15 protein-coding genes are annotated in these 15,428 nt (G+C 66.2%); 8 read left to right on the top strand and 7 right to left on the bottom strand.

All coding sequences use genetic code 11. The features are described from left to right. Nucleotides 1–385: 385 nt before the first annotated feature. On the bottom strand, nt 386–892 hold the full coding sequence (locus ACFXHE_RS31245) for a hypothetical protein (RefSeq protein WP_379388018.1): 507 nt from the start codon (nt 890–892) through the stop codon (nt 386–388). A gap of 95 nt (nt 893–987) precedes the next feature. Between ACFXHE_RS31245 and ACFXHE_RS31240 the strand changes: the two genes are divergently transcribed. Continuing rightward, complete coding sequence (locus tag ACFXHE_RS31240) at nt 988–1,479, top strand: winged helix-turn-helix transcriptional regulator (protein WP_379388017.1); 492 nt, start codon at nt 988–990, stop codon at nt 1,477–1,479. Here ACFXHE_RS31240 and ACFXHE_RS31235 read toward each other — a convergent pair whose 3' ends face one another. Together ACFXHE_RS31235 and ACFXHE_RS31230 are read right to left on the bottom strand one after the other, a co-directional pair. After that, complete coding sequence (locus ACFXHE_RS31235; RefSeq protein WP_379388015.1) at nt 1,480–2,151, bottom strand: cyclase family protein; 672 nt, start codon at nt 2,149–2,151, stop codon at nt 1,480–1,482. Nucleotides 2,152–2,205: 54 nt separating this feature from the next. Continuing rightward, on the bottom strand, nt 2,206–2,433 hold the full coding sequence (locus ACFXHE_RS31230) for a glycosyltransferase (RefSeq protein WP_379388014.1): 228 nt from the start codon (nt 2,431–2,433) through the stop codon (nt 2,206–2,208). 330 nt (nt 2,434–2,763) lie between these two features. Here ACFXHE_RS31230 and ACFXHE_RS31225 point away from each other — a divergent pair, with 330 nt between their 5' ends. The 3 genes from ACFXHE_RS31225 to ACFXHE_RS31215 all read left to right on the top strand — a co-directional run bounded on the left by ACFXHE_RS31225 (nt 2,764) and on the right by ACFXHE_RS31215 (nt 5,211). Further along, nucleotides 2,764–3,768 (top strand): zinc-binding alcohol dehydrogenase family protein, encoded by a 1,005-nt coding sequence (locus ACFXHE_RS31225; RefSeq protein ID WP_379388012.1) that lies wholly within the window; start codon nt 2,764–2,766, stop codon nt 3,766–3,768. After that, complete coding sequence (locus ACFXHE_RS31220) at nt 3,765–4,466, top strand: SDR family NAD(P)-dependent oxidoreductase (RefSeq protein ID WP_379388010.1); 702 nt, start codon at nt 3,765–3,767, stop codon at nt 4,464–4,466. Before ACFXHE_RS31225 ends, ACFXHE_RS31220 begins: the two co-directional genes overlap by 4 nt. A 352-nt stretch (nt 4,467–4,818) precedes the next feature. Beyond that, nucleotides 4,819–5,211 (top strand): MarR family winged helix-turn-helix transcriptional regulator, encoded by a 393-nt coding sequence (locus ACFXHE_RS31215; protein ID WP_379388008.1) that lies wholly within the window; start codon nt 4,819–4,821, stop codon nt 5,209–5,211. A 188-nt stretch (nt 5,212–5,399) separates the two neighbouring features. Here ACFXHE_RS31215 and ACFXHE_RS31210 read toward each other — a convergent pair whose 3' ends face one another. Next, nucleotides 5,400–6,422, bottom strand: coding sequence for an Lrp/AsnC family transcriptional regulator (locus ACFXHE_RS31210; RefSeq protein WP_379388007.1), 1,023 nt, complete (start codon nt 6,420–6,422; stop codon nt 5,400–5,402). A 175-nt stretch (nt 6,423–6,597) separates the two neighbouring features. On the opposite strand from ACFXHE_RS31210, the gene ACFXHE_RS31205 reads away from it, so the two are divergent. From ACFXHE_RS31205 to ACFXHE_RS31190, 4 genes are all read left to right on the top strand, one after another. Continuing rightward, complete coding sequence (locus ACFXHE_RS31205) at nt 6,598–8,244, top strand: amidohydrolase (RefSeq protein WP_379388005.1); 1,647 nt, start codon at nt 6,598–6,600, stop codon at nt 8,242–8,244. A gap of 85 nt (nt 8,245–8,329) precedes the next feature. Beyond that, complete coding sequence (locus ACFXHE_RS31200) at nt 8,330–8,902, top strand: NADPH-dependent FMN reductase (RefSeq protein WP_379388003.1); 573 nt, start codon at nt 8,330–8,332, stop codon at nt 8,900–8,902. Nucleotides 8,903–8,994: 92 nt separating this feature from the next. Further along, entirely contained in the window at nt 8,995–10,380 is a 1,386-nt protein-coding gene (locus ACFXHE_RS31195) for a mercuric reductase (protein ID WP_379388001.1), read from the top strand. 94 nt (nt 10,381–10,474) lie between these two features. Further along, complete coding sequence (locus ACFXHE_RS31190) at nt 10,475–11,569, top strand: Gfo/Idh/MocA family protein (protein WP_379388000.1); 1,095 nt, start codon at nt 10,475–10,477, stop codon at nt 11,567–11,569. A 32-nt stretch (nt 11,570–11,601) separates the two neighbouring features. Here ACFXHE_RS31190 and ACFXHE_RS31185 read toward each other — a convergent pair whose 3' ends face one another. The 3 genes from ACFXHE_RS31185 to ACFXHE_RS31175 form a co-directional block, all read right to left on the bottom strand. Continuing rightward, a complete protein-coding gene (locus tag ACFXHE_RS31185) occupies nt 11,602–12,240 on the bottom strand; it encodes an HD domain-containing protein (RefSeq protein WP_379387999.1) in 639 nt (212 codons plus the stop codon). A 251-nt stretch (nt 12,241–12,491) separates the two neighbouring features. Beyond that, a complete protein-coding gene (locus ACFXHE_RS31180) occupies nt 12,492–13,997 on the bottom strand; it encodes a catalase (RefSeq protein ID WP_379388200.1) in 1,506 nt (501 codons plus the stop codon). A 352-nt stretch (nt 13,998–14,349) separates the two neighbouring features. Beyond that, nucleotides 14,350–15,090: an SDR family NAD(P)-dependent oxidoreductase gene (locus ACFXHE_RS31175; protein ID WP_379387997.1), complete on the bottom strand. Its 741-nt coding sequence runs from the start codon at nt 15,088–15,090 to the stop codon at nt 14,350–14,352. Nucleotides 15,091–15,428: the final 338 nt, after the last annotated feature.

Raw genomic sequence — 15,428 nt, 5'->3', positions numbered from 1 at the left:
TGGGACATCTGGGATCCGGTAGCCAACATCACCGCCGCCTGCAACTACGCAGCCGCCCGCTACGGCTCCATGGACAACGTCAACTCCGCATACTGACCCTCGGAAGCCTGGTTCCGCCCACCCGCGCCCGCGTGAAATATCTTCGCGCGCGGGCTCGGGCTCGGCGGAATCGCGCCGGCTGGTTTCGCATGCCGACGACGAAACCTTGCCGCACGCGGATGGCGAACTGGGCGGACCTCATCGACTTCGAGGTTTTCCCGGTCATCACCTCGGACGACGTGCGCTCCCGCCTCGAATCGGGCTATGCCGCACCATAATCCGAGCTGTTGCCGGAGGCCGTCGGTGCCGGTGCTGCCTCGCAGATGGTGGCACCGGTACCAGGTGGTCAGCGCGCGCTGTGCGGGAGCGTGGTGCGTTCGACGCGGCTGGCGGCGATCCGCTCGGCCGCCAGCCGGGTGGCCCGTGCGTCGTCGCCGGTCAGCCGGCCGAGAATACGGCTCAATGGCCTGACTTCACCGAACCCGCCCCAGTGTCCCTCGGGAATCTCGGTGGGGAACACCCAGATTCGGCCGGGGTCACGCGGCCACGCGCCGCCCTCCGCGTCGAGTATCGCCTGTGTGACCTCTGCGATGACGCCGGCTCGCTTGGCGGTGTCCAGTTGTCCTTCCGGGACCGACGGGACCACTTTGTACCGCGGCATGTCGGCGGGTGCGCCGCCGACGTAGACCGCTGCCGGGCGGTGCAGGAACACCCACGAGACCGAGCGCGTGACCGGATCGGCGGGGTCGAATCCCTCATGGCGGATGAGGATTTCGGTGATCTGATTCATCAGCGCCGCTTCCCGCTCGCCCGTGAAGGTGCCCTCCGGAATGTAGACATCGAGCATAGGCATGGCGACGACCTCCTAGATTTAGTTTCTAAACTCAGATGAACGAACGCTAGGGCCTCTGAGTGGAGATTGTCAACCTAGCTAGGTAGGGTGGCCGCATGGACCCGGATCGTCGAATCGACACCGCCAACTGCTCGGTGGGACGCGCGCTGTCGGTAGTGGGCGAACGCTGGTCGTTGCTGATCGTTCGAGAGGCCATCGATGGCGCGACTCGCTTCAGCGACTTCCGTGACCGCTTGGGTATCGCCAGCAACCTGCTCTCCGCCCGGCTCGACAGCCTGGTCGAAGCCGGTGTGCTGCAACGCATCCCATACCAGGAGCCGGGTTCCCGGCAGCGCTACGAGTACCGCCTCACCGAGCGCGGCCTCGACCTGCGGCCGACCCTGGTGGCGTTGCTGGAGTGGGGCGACAAGTATCTGGCCGACCCGCAGGGGCCGTCGGTCGTGATCCGCCATCACACCCCCGGCGCCGATCACGACTGCGAAGCCCCGGTCCGGCTCGTCCTGGAATGCGCCGCGGGCCATGCCCAGCTACCCCCGGCGGCCATCCACCGCACCCCCGGCCCGGGCGCCCAATTCGTGAAATCGTGATCAGCTACCAGCGCCGCCGTGATCGGTCCAGGCAACAGCGCGCAGCGGAAACGAGCCCATCCCGCGCACCGGCGCCGGCAGAGCGACCAGCCTGGCACCGATGTCGGGGACCACGTCCAGGTTCGTCATCTGCTCGATGATCGGGATGCCCGCCCCGAGCAATGCGTGGTGACACGGACGCGTGGGCAGGGAAATATCGTCGATATCGAGCGAGTCGATTCCGACCACCGCCACATTCGCAGCGACCAGCGCCTCCGCGACCTCACCGATCAGGAACGGATGCCCGGGGCCCCGGTACGACGGCGACCCCCACCGAGCCGACCATCCGGTGTGTACGAGCACCGCCTTGCCCCACAGCCGTGCCGGGTCACCGAGTACATCCGGCCCCACCGCGCGCATGCCCGCCGCGCGGATCATCACGATCGGTACATTGAGCAGCCGCTCCAGCGGCAACTCGGCGATATCGGCGCCATCGGCATGGAAATGGAAGGGCGCATCGATATAGGTGCCGGTGTTGCCGACCATATCCACCCGCGCGATGTCATAGGCCATGTCGATCAGTGGCGACTGCTGACGCGAAACATCTGTGGTGACCCGCGGTCCCGTCAATCCCGGGTAGGTGAGCATGCCGTCCGAGATCGGATGGGACAACTCCACGGTTGTCTTGCTCATGCCAGGAACCGTACCTCGATCCCGCTGAAGATCTCGGAGGCAACGGCCTGCAGCTCATGCCAATTTCTCCAGGAAGTCGGCTGCGGCCACGGCACCACCGGCGGCCACGAACGAGGCTTGCACCCGTAACGCCGCCTGGCGGTACGACGGGTCGTCCAGGACCGTCAATATCGCCTCGCGCATCTCGGCGGGCCGTACCCGGCCGAACTTCACCCTGATCCCGGCTCCGGCGGCCTGGACCTGCCCCGCGACGACCGGGTTGTCATACAGCGGCACTCCCATAGCGACTGATCCTCGATAGCCCGACTCCCCAGCACGGACTCCCGATGGCCCGAACCGCCGCGGTGAGGGGTACACGATCGCCATGCCCGCCAGAACATCTCGATATCGACTCTGAACGGGTGTCAGGTCTGGCTCGCTGCTCGCTGGGTGGTGTCATGGGTTGACGCGCCTTCGATCTCGGCGAGTCTTGGTCAACCCGGACAGCTAGTCACCGTCACTTGGAATAGGATGCCCTGGTCAGTCGTTTGCCTGACTAGGACAGGTAAATGCCTGCCTGCAGCGCCGCCGACCACCGACGACGCAGTGCCCAGCTTCCCAGGGAGTTCTGACGTGAAAGCTATCCAGATGACGCAACAGGGTGGACCGGACGTCCTGCAGCTGGTGGACGTGCCCGACCCGGTGCCCGGTCAGGGCCAGGTGGTGGTCCGCGTCCAGGCCGCCGCGGTCAACTTCTCGGACGTCATGCGCCGCCGCGGCGACGTGTACCCGGTCCCGACGCCCGTCCCGTTCGTGCCCGGTGCGGAGGTGGCCGGGACGGTGGTCGCGGTCGGTGGGGGCGTCGACAACCTTCCGATCGGAACACCGGTGTTCGGCACCGTCGGAAACGATGCCTCCGGCGGTTATGCGGAACTCACGGTGGCCTGGGCCGGGAGTCTGATCCCGATTCCGCCTGGCCTGTCACCCGATTCGGCCGCGGGCATCGTCGTCTCCGGCCTGGCCGCTGCCATCATGTTGGACGAGGTCGCCCATCTCCAGCCCGGCGAAACCGTCTTCGTGCCGGCCGCGGCCGGTGGCGTGGGCAGCTACGCCGTGCAGATCGCAAAGCTGAAGGGCGCCACCGTGATCGCCGGTGCCGGTACCGCGGCCAAACGAGAGATCGCGCTGCGGCTCGGAGCCGATCACACCGTCGACTACACCGCTCCGAACTGGACCGACCAGGTCTTGGAGCTCACCGGCGGCCGCGGCGTCGACGTCGCGCTGGAGATGACCGGGCCCGCACGCCTCATGGAAACGCTGACGATTCTCGCGCCGTTCGCGCGGGTCGTTGTCTACGGTTCGGTCTCCGGAACGGTGGAAGGTCTGGACTCGGCAGCCCTGCAACCGTTGCTGTACGACCCCGCACCCAGCCAGGCCCTGATCGGCTTCAACCTCGGTATCTGGTTCGAACACCGCCTCGCCGATGCGGGTGCCGCGCTGCAGCGGCTGGTCGGCTGGGTCACGTCCGGGGCGATCAGTGTCCCCGAGATTCACACGCTGCCACTGGCCGAAGCCGCCGAAGCGCACCGCCGGCTCGAAAAAGGCGTAACCAGTGGGAAGCTGGTGCTGAAGCCATGACGGCCACGACAAACAGCCGGGTAGCCGTGGTCACCGGCGGCGCGGGCGCGATCGGATCGGCCATCGTCCACGAGTTGCGGGCGAGCGGGCACCGCACCGTCGTGCTCGACCGCGGCGGCGATATCGAGGTCGATCTCGCGGACGAGCAGTCCACGAGGCGGGCCGCCGCACAGGTTCTCGAAAACTTCGGCCGCGCAGACGTTCTCGTGCACAGTGCGGGCGCCTTCGACCAGGCTTCGCTGCAGGACCTGGATGCCGAGACCTGGCGACACGTCCAGGCGGTCAATGTCGAATCGGTGCTGTGGCTCGCTCAGGCCTTCACGCCGGGCATGGCAGAGCGCGGGTTCGGCCGGATCGTGCTCGTCACCTCCGACACCCTCTGGGAGCCGCCCGCACCCGTCCTACTCCCCTACGTCGCCAGCAAGGGCGCGCTGACGGGCATCATGCGGTCGCTGGCACGGGCGCTCGGATCCGACGGCATCGCGGTGACCGCGGTCGCGCCCGGCCTCACCGACACTCCCGGCTCACGCACCGTCAACACCGACGACGATTTCGCCGCCCAAGTCGATCGGCAGGCCTTGGCCCGGCGACTCGTCCCGGCCGACACGGCGGCAACCGTCGCCTTCCTGGCCACCGACGCGGCCGCTGCACTGACCGGCCAAACGCTGGTCGTCGACGGCGGATTCGTGCTGCGTTGACGACGGCCGGGCCGAACCTCTGCACATGAGTACGACTGTGTGACAAGACATCCCGCCGACGAACGCAGTATGCGACCGGGCCCGGCACGATGCCGACCGGGCCCGGTCGATCTCTACGGGGTTACCTGTCCAAGACAGCACTTTGTGCGATCCAACTATTCCAGAACACGGCCGACACCATGGAACCCCGGCCGACGTTGGGCTCGGGTGGTCGACTACACGTCGACTGAGCTGCGATACGTTGGTCTCCATGACGACCGGACCAACATCTCGCAGTCGCGTCGCTGCATCGACGGCTGCTTCTGGTGGCCCGGTCAGCAATGCTCTCATTCGAGCCACACGCCTGCATGCGATGCGTGCCCGGCAACTACTTCAGGGCCTGGGCCTGCATCCCGGCCACGAGCTGCTGCTGATGCACCTGTGGGACACCGGGCCGCAGCGCCAATCGGACCTGGCAACCGAATTCGATACGGATTCGGCCTCGATGACCCGCACGGTGCAGCGCCTCGAGCGGGCCGGATTCGTACGTCGCCGCCAAGATCCAACCGACGGCCGAGCCACCCTGGTCGAGTCGACAGCGGCCGGGACGGCCCTGCGCAGCCGCATCGAGCAACTGTGGACGGACCTCGAAACCGACACGGTCGGCGACATGAGCACGAGCCAGCAACGCCAGCTGCTCCGCGCCTTGGCGAAACTCGAGACGAACCTGTCCTCAACCACATCCGTCCGCGACACCACCGACTGAATCGACGCCGAGGACATCAGCCTTCCCCGGTCGCGGCCATCCAGATTGCTGAGGCCGCCGGACGACACACCAGGACGAGCCCTCTCAGCCGATCCGGCCTGCCCTTCCTGCCCGGGAGTGCCTGTAGCCCTGCAGAAATCATGGTGGTGCCTCGACCGACCAGCCCACCGAGTGTGGATCTGAGGTCTTCACCGCCGACCGTTTCTCGCGTTCTCGCCCGACTCGGGGAATGGCCGGCGCGCGAGACCGGTGCGTTTGGCGGTCGCCAGGATCGGGGTGGTGTCGATGGCGGAGATGCCGCTCAGAGGGCCGATCGTGTCGATGAGAAAGGCGTAGATGGCACTGAGGTCGGTGGTGGCTACCGCGACCAGCAGGTTGACGGTGCCGGTGGTCGCGGCGACGAACCGGACGAGGGGATGTCCGGCAAGGGTTTCGGCGACCTGTTCCAGGGCGCGAGGCTGGACGCTGATCCACAGCAGGGCCTCCGCGTGCGCGCCGAGCAGGGCGAGATCCACTTCGGTCGCCAGTCGGATGACGTTGCCGCGCAACAAGGTATCGAGGCGTCGCCGGGCGGTGATCGCGCCGGTGCCGATGCGGTCGGCGAGGTCGGTGTAGGTGATTCGGCCGTCCTCGACCAGCGCGGCGATGAGCGTGGTGTCGATGTCGAGCGGTGCCGGGAAATCAGTTGGTGTAGCGACTATTTCGGGCTCTTCGATGGCGAGCCCGGCGGTTTCTTCGGCGGTGAGCAGGCCGGCGGTCCAGCGGAAGGTGGTGCGGAAGACGCGCAGCAGGGTGTGGGCGGTCCAGGAGACCACGGCGTCGGTCGCGGGGAGGTCTCGCAGCAGCAGGGCATTGCGGTTGTCCGGATTGTCGAGGAAGAAGACGGCGGAGATTTCGTCGCCCCCGCCGAGGATGTCGACCCAGATGGTGTCCGGTCTTCGCGAGAGGGCGTTGGCCACCTGGCGAATCTTGTTGGGGTGGCAGCGGATTCGCAGGGCGATCGGGACCGCGCCCGGAAAGCAGGCGGGGTTGCGGACGGCGGTGGCACGCAAGGTTCCGTCGCCGTAGAGCGGGACAGCACGACGTACGACGGTGCGTTCGGACAACCCGAGGCAGTGGCCGATCTCGCGCCAGGAGGCGCGCGGTGAGGCGAGAAGCGACGCCGCAATTCTACGGTCCGTCTGATCCAGGTCGTGTCGCACATTCGTCATGATAGGCACAGTCACTGTCATGTTTTGAGTTCAGAGCACCGGAGTTTGTTGTGTTTCCTCAACTCGGGGGCGTACCACAGTGGTGTCAGAGCGGCATTGATCCGGGGCGTCGATCGGCCCCGGTACCGGTACTGCCGCTCCGTGAGTGTGCGACAAGTCGATCCGGGAGAAGAACATGTCCGATCATGGTGCCAATCTGATAGTCAAAGCGGCCAAGGTGCATACGCTGGTGCCGGGCCTGGACCCGCAGCGTGCACTGGCTGTGAAGGGCGACCGCGTCATCGCCGTCTCTTCGGACCCGCAGGGTCTCGACGCCCTCGCCACTGCGCGGACCGTGGTGCTGGATCTGCCGGGCTCCACCGTGCTGCCTACCTTCGACGACACCCACACTCACCTGATGTTCGCGGCCCGCGGCGCACACGACGTCCCGGTGCACACCGCGCACACCATCGCCGAGTTCCTGGATCTGATCCGGCAGCGGGCTGCCGCCACACCCGAGGGCGAGTGGATCCGCACCACGACCAACTGGCAGGAGCTCAACCTGGCCGAGCGGCGGATGCCCACTGCCGACGAACTCGACCAGGCCACCGATCGGCACCCGGTACTGGTCAAGCGTGGCGGCCACAACGACGTCGTCAACAACGTCGCGCTGCGCCTGGCCGGCATCACCGAGAGCACCCCGGCCCCGCCCGGCGGAGTCATCGGCCGCGATGAGAACGGCCGCCTCAACGGCCGGCTGATCGACAGTGCGCTGCGGCTGGTGGAGAACTTCGTCCCGGAGGAGGACGGGCCGCAGCGCATCGACGGGCTCCGGTTGGCCAGCGGCGATTACGCGGCCACGGGTATCGGCGCGGTCCGTGACTGCGCGGTGTCCTTCGCCGACTACGAACTGCTGCAGACCGCCCGCGACAAAGGCCTGCTCAATACCCGTGTGCGGGCCCTGATCGGTGCGTTCGGCCTGACCAACGGGGCCGCGATGAACGAAGCACTCGATCACATGGAGGAGCTGCGCTACAACGCGGACCCGTGGCTGCATGTGTGGGGGATGAAGTTCGGCATCGACGGCGGCCTCGAGGCCGGCGCCACCGAAGAGCCCTACGCCTGCGACCACAGTTTCTCCGGAATCGTCATGTGGGAGCCCGACGCGCTGGTCGAGGCCGTGACCGCGGTCGTGCGCCGGGGTTGGCGCGTCGGTACCCACGCCTACGGTGATCGCGCCGTGCGCATTCTGCTCGACGTCTATGAGCGTGTGCTGCACGACAATCCGGGTCTGCCGGCGGGCACCCTCGTCATCGAGCACGGCGGCCTGGCCGGGCCCGAGCAGCGCGCCCGTGCCGTCGCCCTGGGGGTGCCGGTCACCATTCAGCAGCCGTTGTTGCACGACGCCGCCGAAGTGGAGCGTGAGTACTGGGGCCCGGAGCGGGTAGCCGAATTGTTCCCGGCCCGGGGCTGGATCGATCAGGGTGCCCTGGTCACCGGTGGCTCCGATTTCCCGGTCGGTCAATTCGGCGCGATGCGCTCGGTCTGGGGCATGATGACCCGCGAAACCGTCATCGGCGTTCAGGGCCCACAGCACGCCATCTCCTACGACGAAGCGGTCGCCCTGCACACCACGAACGCCGCGCGTCTGACACGCGAGGAAACCCTCCGCGGCGTACTGGCCCCCGGCCGCCTCGGCGACCTCACCATCTGGGATCGGGATCCTGCCGAGGGTCCGACCGAGACGCTGCGCGATCTCAACCCGACTCACACCTTCCTCGGTGGACGGCTTGTCCACGGCCCCGATACCCGGGCGAGCGACCGCTGTGAAGTGCTACGTTGACCCTGCACTCCCGTCGAAACCGCCGTGCGTCTACGACGCCAGGCGCTCCGTTCAGCATCGGAAATCTCTGGTCAGGAGGCATCGCGTGAGTACCTACACGGTCGGCTACATCATCGGCAGTCTGTCCAAGGAATCCATCAACCGGATCCTGTCCAAGGCCCTGATCCAGCTGTCACCACCAAAGTTGACGTTCACCGAGATTCCGATCAAGGATCTGCCGCTCTACAACCACGACTACGACGCCGATTACCCGCCGGAGGGCCGGGCGCTCAAGGCGGCCATCACCGCCGTCGACGCCCTGCTGTTCGTGACGCCGGAGTACAACCGCTCGATCCCGGGCGCGCTGAAGAATGCCATCGACTGGGCCAGCCGCCCGTGGGGCGACAATTCGTTCACCCTCAAGCCGTCCGCCGTCATCGGCGCCTCGCCGGGCAAGATCGGCACCGCGATTGCTCAGCTCAGCCTGCGCAGTGTCCTGGGCTACTGCAATTCCCCGCAGATGACTTCCCCGGAGGCCTACATCCAGTTCCGCCCGGATGTCTTCACCCCGGACGGCGATGTCCTCGACGACTCGACGAGGCAGTTCCTCACCCGGTTCATGGCGGATTTCACCGCTTTCATCGACAGCGTCCACGGCGTGGTCCCCCAGCTCGGCTGACCGATTCGCGCGGCCGGTGGCGCCTGCGTGCCGTGTCGGTGGTTCCCTGCCGTCGCGACCTACCCGCCCGGCTCAACGAGGGGAGAAGCGTAATGGCCGATGAGCACTACGACACGATTGTGATCGGAGCCAGCCAGGGCGGCCGGTTCCTTCCCGTCGAGCTGGCGAAGGCGGGCCACAGGGTGGCGCTGGTCGAGCGTGGCCAACTCGGCGGTGTCTGTGTGAACTACGGGTGCACCCCGACCAAGACGATGGTCGCCAGCGCCCGCCTCGCCCACCAGGCGCGCCGCGCCGCGGAGTACGGCGTCCGTATCGGTCCGGTATCGGTGGACCTGGCCGCGGTGCGCGAGCGCAAACGGGCCATGGTCGCCGGAGCGCGGCAGAACTACGCGAGCCGCCTGACGCAGGACGGGCTCGACCTCATCGAGGGCGAGGCTCATTTCACCGGGCCGAAGTCGGTCGAGGTCGCCTCGACCGACGGCGGGACGCGGCAGATCAGCGCACCGGTGATCGTCATCGACACGGGCGCCCGGCCCAAGCCGCTGGCGATCCCCGGCGCGGACCAGGTCCCCGTGCTCGATTCGACGTCGATCATGGAGTTGGACGAGCTCCCGGAGCACCTGATCATCGTCGGCGGCGGCTACATCGGGCTGGAGTTCGGGCAGATGTTCCGCCGGTTCGGCAGCGCGGTCACCATCGTCCAGCACGCCGCGCACCTGCTGACGCGTGAGGACGAGGACGTCTCCGACGAGGTCGCCGCTCTCTTGCGCGATGACGGGATCACGGTCTCGACCTCGTCGGCGCCGGTCCGGGTCGAGCCGACCGACGGCGGTCGCCTGCGGCTGACCGTTCGCACGGACGACGGTGAGCGACAGCTCGAAGGCTCACACCTGCTCTCGGCCATCGGCCGCATCCCGAATACGGAGGCGCTGACCCCCGAGGTGGCCGGCGTGCGTCTCGACGACCACGGCTTCGTCGAGGTCGATGAGTATCTGAACACCACGGTGCCCGGCGTCTGCGCGATGGGAGATGTCACGCCCGGCCCGGCCTTCACCCATTCTTCCTACGACGATTACCGCATTCTGCACGCCAACCTGATCGGGCACGGGAAGGCGAGCACGCGGGACCGGATCGTCCCATACACGGTGTTCATCGACCCCCAGCTCGGCCGCGTCGGCATGACCGAGCGCGAGGCCAGGGCGAACGGACACGCGATTCGGGTGGCGAAGCTCCCGATGAGCGCCGTCATCCGGGCCATCGAGACCGGGGAGACGCGCGGCTTCATGAAGGCCGTCGTCGACGCGGACAACGGTCAGATCCTGGGCTGCACAGTCCTCGGCAGTGAAGGCGGCGAGATCATGACCATGATCCAGGTCGCCATGCTGGGCAAGCTCACCCACACCGCCATGGCCGACGCGATCTTCACCCACCCGCTCCTGGCCGAAGGTCTCAACACCCTCTTCACGATGTTCGCCTGAGCCGTGTCGGGGCGTGCGCGGGTGAACAACCCCAATCCAAAGGGCCTACGGCTCAGGGCAACTCGTGAACATGGAGAGGTAGCGTGAGGATGCCATGACGGGGCCGCTGCGCGTCGGTGTCATCGGCGCCAACCCGAATCGCAGCTGGGCCAAGGATTCCCACATCCCGGCACTGCGCAGCCTCCATGATGTGCAGCTGGCGGCGGTGGCGACCACCAGCCGTGCCAGCGCCGACGCCGCCGCGACGGCGTTCGGTGTGCGCGCGGCCTACGACGATCCCTTCGCCCTCATTGCGGCGCCCGACATCGACATCGTCTCGGTGTGCGTAAGGGTGCCGTATCACCGCGACCTGGTTCTTGCGGCCCTTGCGGCGGACAAGCACGTGTATTGCGAGTGGCCGCTCGGGCGCGACCGCACCGAAGCCGCCGAGATGGCCGCCGCCGTGCGGGCCCGTGCGGTGCACGTGGCGATCGGCCTGCAGGCCCACATGAGCCCGGCCGCGCGTCGCGCCGCCGAGTTGATCGCCGCCGGCGCGATCGGGCGACCGTTGACCGCCCGGATTCTTTCCAGCACTGCCGGTTTCGGGGCACGCCTACCGGCGGTATACGCCTACCTCAACAAGATCGAGAGCGGCGCCAACCTGATCACGGTCTTGGGTGGTCACACCCTGGACCTGGCGATCCTGGTACTCGGCGGAATCGACAGCCTCGATGCCCTCACCACCCTGCAGTACCCAACCGTCACGCTCACCGACACCGGCGAGCAGATCCAACGCACCACACCCGACCACCTACTGGTCCAGGCACGCATGATCAGCGGCTGCGCCCTGGCCGTCGAAGTCGCCGGCAACCGGCCACCCCACACACCGTTCACGTTCGAAGTTGTTGGGACTGAAGGAGGAATCTTGCTGGCCGGCGGTCATCCGAACGGCTTCCAGGTGGGTCGGCTCACCCTCAGCCTCAACGGCGAGCGTCAACAGGTTGACGAGCCCCCCGACACGCTGCCGGACGCTGCGGTCAATGTGGTGGCAATGTATTGCGCGCTGGCCCGCGACATCGCCTCCGGTGAACACACCACCCCCGATTTCGACCACGCCCTGCGCTTGACCCATCTGCTCGATGACGCCGTGCAGTCATCGAACACCGGTCACCGTGTTACACAGCAGGACTGGCCTCTGAGCGACTCTTGACCCCAGTTGGCGACAGACCCGGCCTCGGATGGCTATTCGGGCCACGGGCTGGATTCGATGACGTCGACGAAGTCGATGCGGGTGAAACCGGGCAGGAAGTGGGCAAGGACATCGGCGTTGACAGTTCCGAAGGTGGTCTCGGGCCGATCACCGAAACCATTGGTGAACGCGGCGAGGATCTGCTTCTTGAAGTCGGGACGGGGATGAGCCGCGGTGACCGCCTGGATGTCGCCGGGGTCCAAGCTGTGGTAGCCGATGCCGAGGACGTCGGTTTCGACCCCGGCGGTCACCAGTGCGATCTCGGGCTCCATGTGCTCGGGGATGCTGGGTGTGGTGTGCAGTGCGATGGCGGTCCACACCCGTTGTGCCGCATTGTCGTCGATTCCATGCGCGGTGAGGAATCGGCGGGCTTCGTCAGCGCCATCGACTTCGAAGCGTTGGGTGGTGGTGCGGTAGGTGTCGGTCAGTCCCAGGTCGTGGAACATCGCTCCGACATACAGCAGCTCGGGATCGGGCTTCAGCCCGCGCCGCTGCCCTTGCAGCATCCCGAACAGATAGACGCGCCGGGAGTGATGGAACAGCAACGGCGGCGCACTGCTACGAACCAGTTCGGTGGCCTCCGTCACAAGTCGGCTGTCGGGGATCGCGACTCCTGCGATGTGCTCGCTCACGACGATGCTCCTGTGAATGCAATTTGTTGTCATGTCGTGGAGTTGAAAGCGGGATTACCGGCGTCGTCGCAACCTTTTTGCCACTGCCTGCAAACCCGTCAGACCCACAATCCAGCCCAGGCCTTCACCAATCTTCTACGGCGCCAACGACATCCGCCGCAGGTTGACAGTAGTTCGCCGATTCCGACGAATCTATCCAGGTGCACGGTGCGCCGACCTCACAATCCGGCAACACGGGGTTGGTCTTTCATCTACCTCGTGTGGCCGACTCTCGGACGCTCTGCGGCTGCTGGTTCATGTTGCGCCTGCCTGGCCCGTACTCCTTGTTCGACTCGGTCGCCGAGATCCTTGTCGATGTTGTGCAGGTATGCGAACGTCCTGGTGAGCACGGGTTGACTCACTCCGTCGAGCAGGTGCGCGATGATGTTGTCGACCAGTCGTGTCCTTGCGTCGTCGTCGAGAACCGTCCGGACCAGGGTGCGAGCCTGTCCCCAGTCGTCATCGTCCGCGCGCAGCGTGTAGGCGGTTCTAACCATCTCGCCGTCGGCATACCAACCTGCAGACGGTCCCGCCACAGCGGGATCGGCGTGCGGTCCGCCCTTCGAGTTGGGCACATACACCGGATCGCCGGGGTTGTGGTGGCGCATGGCGCCGTCTTTCGCCCACGATCGGACCTCGGCGCCGTGTGGCGAATTGACCGGTAGCTCTTTGTAATTGATGCCTATCCGGTGCCGGTGCGCGTCGGCATAGGAGAACCAGCGTCCGAGTAGCATCTTGTCGGGGCTGGGGCCCGTGCCGGGTACTGCGTTGCTGGGCTCGAATGCCGCTTCTTCGACGTCGGTGAAGTAGTTGGCAGGGTTGCGGTTCAAGGTCATCTTGCCGACGTCGATCAACGGATAATCGCCGTGTGGCCATACCTTGGTGAGATCGAAGGGGTTGTAGCGGTAGGTCTTCGCGTCGTCGAACGGCATGATCTGCATCTTCAGGGTCCAGCTCGGATACTCGCCGTGTTCGATCGCTTTCCACAGATCACGCTGGTGGTAGTCCATGTCGATCGAGACCATGTGATCGGCTTCGTGCTGGGTGAGGAACTTGATGCCCTGATCGGTCTTGAAGTGGTACTTCACCCAGAACCGTTCGCCCGCAGCGTTGATCCACATGTAGGTGTGGCTGGAGTACCCGTTCATGTGCCGGAAGGTGGCCGGAATGCCGCGATCTCCCATCAGCCAGGTCACCTGGTGCGCCGATTCCGGTGACAGCGTCCAGAAATCCCACTGCATGTCGTTGTCGCGCAGATTGTTGTCGGCGCGGCGCTTCTGCGACCGGATGAAGTCCTGGAACTTCATCGGATCCCGCACGAAAAAGACGGGTGTGTTGTTGCCGACCAGGTCGAAATTGCCCTGTTCGGAGTAGAACCTCACCGCGAACCCACGCAGATCCCGCACGGTGTCGGGATATCCCTGTTCGCCGGCGACGGCGGAAAACCGCACCAGCACTTCGGTCTGCGTGCCGGGCTGGAACACAGCGGCCTTGGTGTAGGCACTGACATCGTGGGTCACTTCGAACGTGCCGAACGCCCCGCCGCCCTTGGCATGCGGTTGCCGTTCTGCCAGGCGCTCACGATTGAACGACGCCATCTTTTCGATCAGATACGCGTCGTTCAGCAAGATCGGGCCATCCGGGCCAACTGTCAAGGAATGGTCATCACTGGGTGCCGGAATTCCGGCGGCATCGGTGGTGTAGTTCGGCTCAGACATCTCTCTCCTTGTCCACAGACATAGAGCGACGGCCACATAGTCGTGGGTCGGTGTCGAACACGGCACCGCGGACAACCCGGCCGCGTGCAGGCGGCGAGCACGAGTCGAGTGCTCGTGTCGAGACCGAAACGCAGATAGACACGACGGGTGCTTCTAGAGAGTCATGAACACCGTATACCCCGTGGCAGCCTGCAGATCGACACCGCGAAGCAGTCCAGTGTCTGCCACGACCAACCATCCCGTCGTGCTCCAATTCGATCACGTCCGAGGGACCCTTTCAACCCACCCGGCAACCGGTCGGCACCGACCCACCACTGGGCACATGAGTCCGGGTACCACCGGCTCGCAGGGGCTAGATCGCGATGCGCCCGCCGTCGACCGGCAGTATCGCGCCGTACACGTAGCCTGCTCGACTGCCGGCCAGGAAGGCGATGGCCTCGGCGATCTCCTCCGGTGTTCCCGGCCGTCCCGCGGGCGTGGTCGCCGCCAGTTCGTCGAAGCCCTCGAATGCCGCGGTGCCCTCGGTGCGGATGGGTCCGGGGCTGACCGCGTTGACCCGCACCCCGCGAGGCCCGTACTCGGCGGTCCACGCTTTGGTCAGCAACGCCACCGCGGCCTTGCTGGACCCGTACAGGCCCATCCCGGAGGCACCGAATTCGGCGGCCATGGTGGTGACGTTGACGATCGCGCCGTGGCCTCGCTCGGCCATCTGGGGCGCGAGTTCGGCCACCAGGAAATACGGTGCCTTGACGTTGACGGCGTACACCGCATCGAAATCGGCTTCTGTCGTCTGTTCCGTCGGGCCGAACGGGTAGATGCCCGCGTTGTTGACCAAGACATCGATCTTGCCGAGGCGGGTGACCGCGTCACGGGCCAGCGCTTGCGCGGATGCCTTGTCGCGCAGATCCGCCGGGATGAACACCGCTGTGCCACCGAACGCCTCGATCTCGGCGACCACCTGTTTGCCGCGCTGTTCGTCGCGCCCCGACAGCGCCACCCGCGCACCGCGCCGCGCCAATGTCAGCGCGGTGACGCGACCGATTCCGCTGGTGCCGCCGGTCACCAACGCAGAGACTCCAGACAGTTCCGACATCGGATCTCCTCACTTCGTGGTTGATCTGATCGAACCGTTTGCCCGGCATCGGGACGTCGCCGATGCCGCTGTCGACTACGACCATTTCCTCGGGCAGTAGCGGACGTTCTGCATCGCACCGGGTTCCGGACTCTCGCCTGACCGGCGCTCCAACCCGCATACCGGTCCTTTCGGACAAGCCACATCCCGGACCCACCCACCAGGCTAGCTCCGCCACGACAACGATGTCTCGACCTACAGGGGAGCCGAGATCGGGTGGTTATACCTGGGACTGCCGTGTCATCTGCTGATCGCTCCAGTGTCGCCGATCTACGTCAAATGACGGATGCCTCAGCTGT

Source organism: Nocardia sp. NPDC059229, assembly GCF_042754165.1.
In the GTDB taxonomy this organism is placed as follows: domain Bacteria; phylum Actinomycetota; class Actinomycetes; order Mycobacteriales; family Mycobacteriaceae; genus Nocardia.
This window is presented reverse-complemented; position numbering and strand designations above follow the sequence as displayed.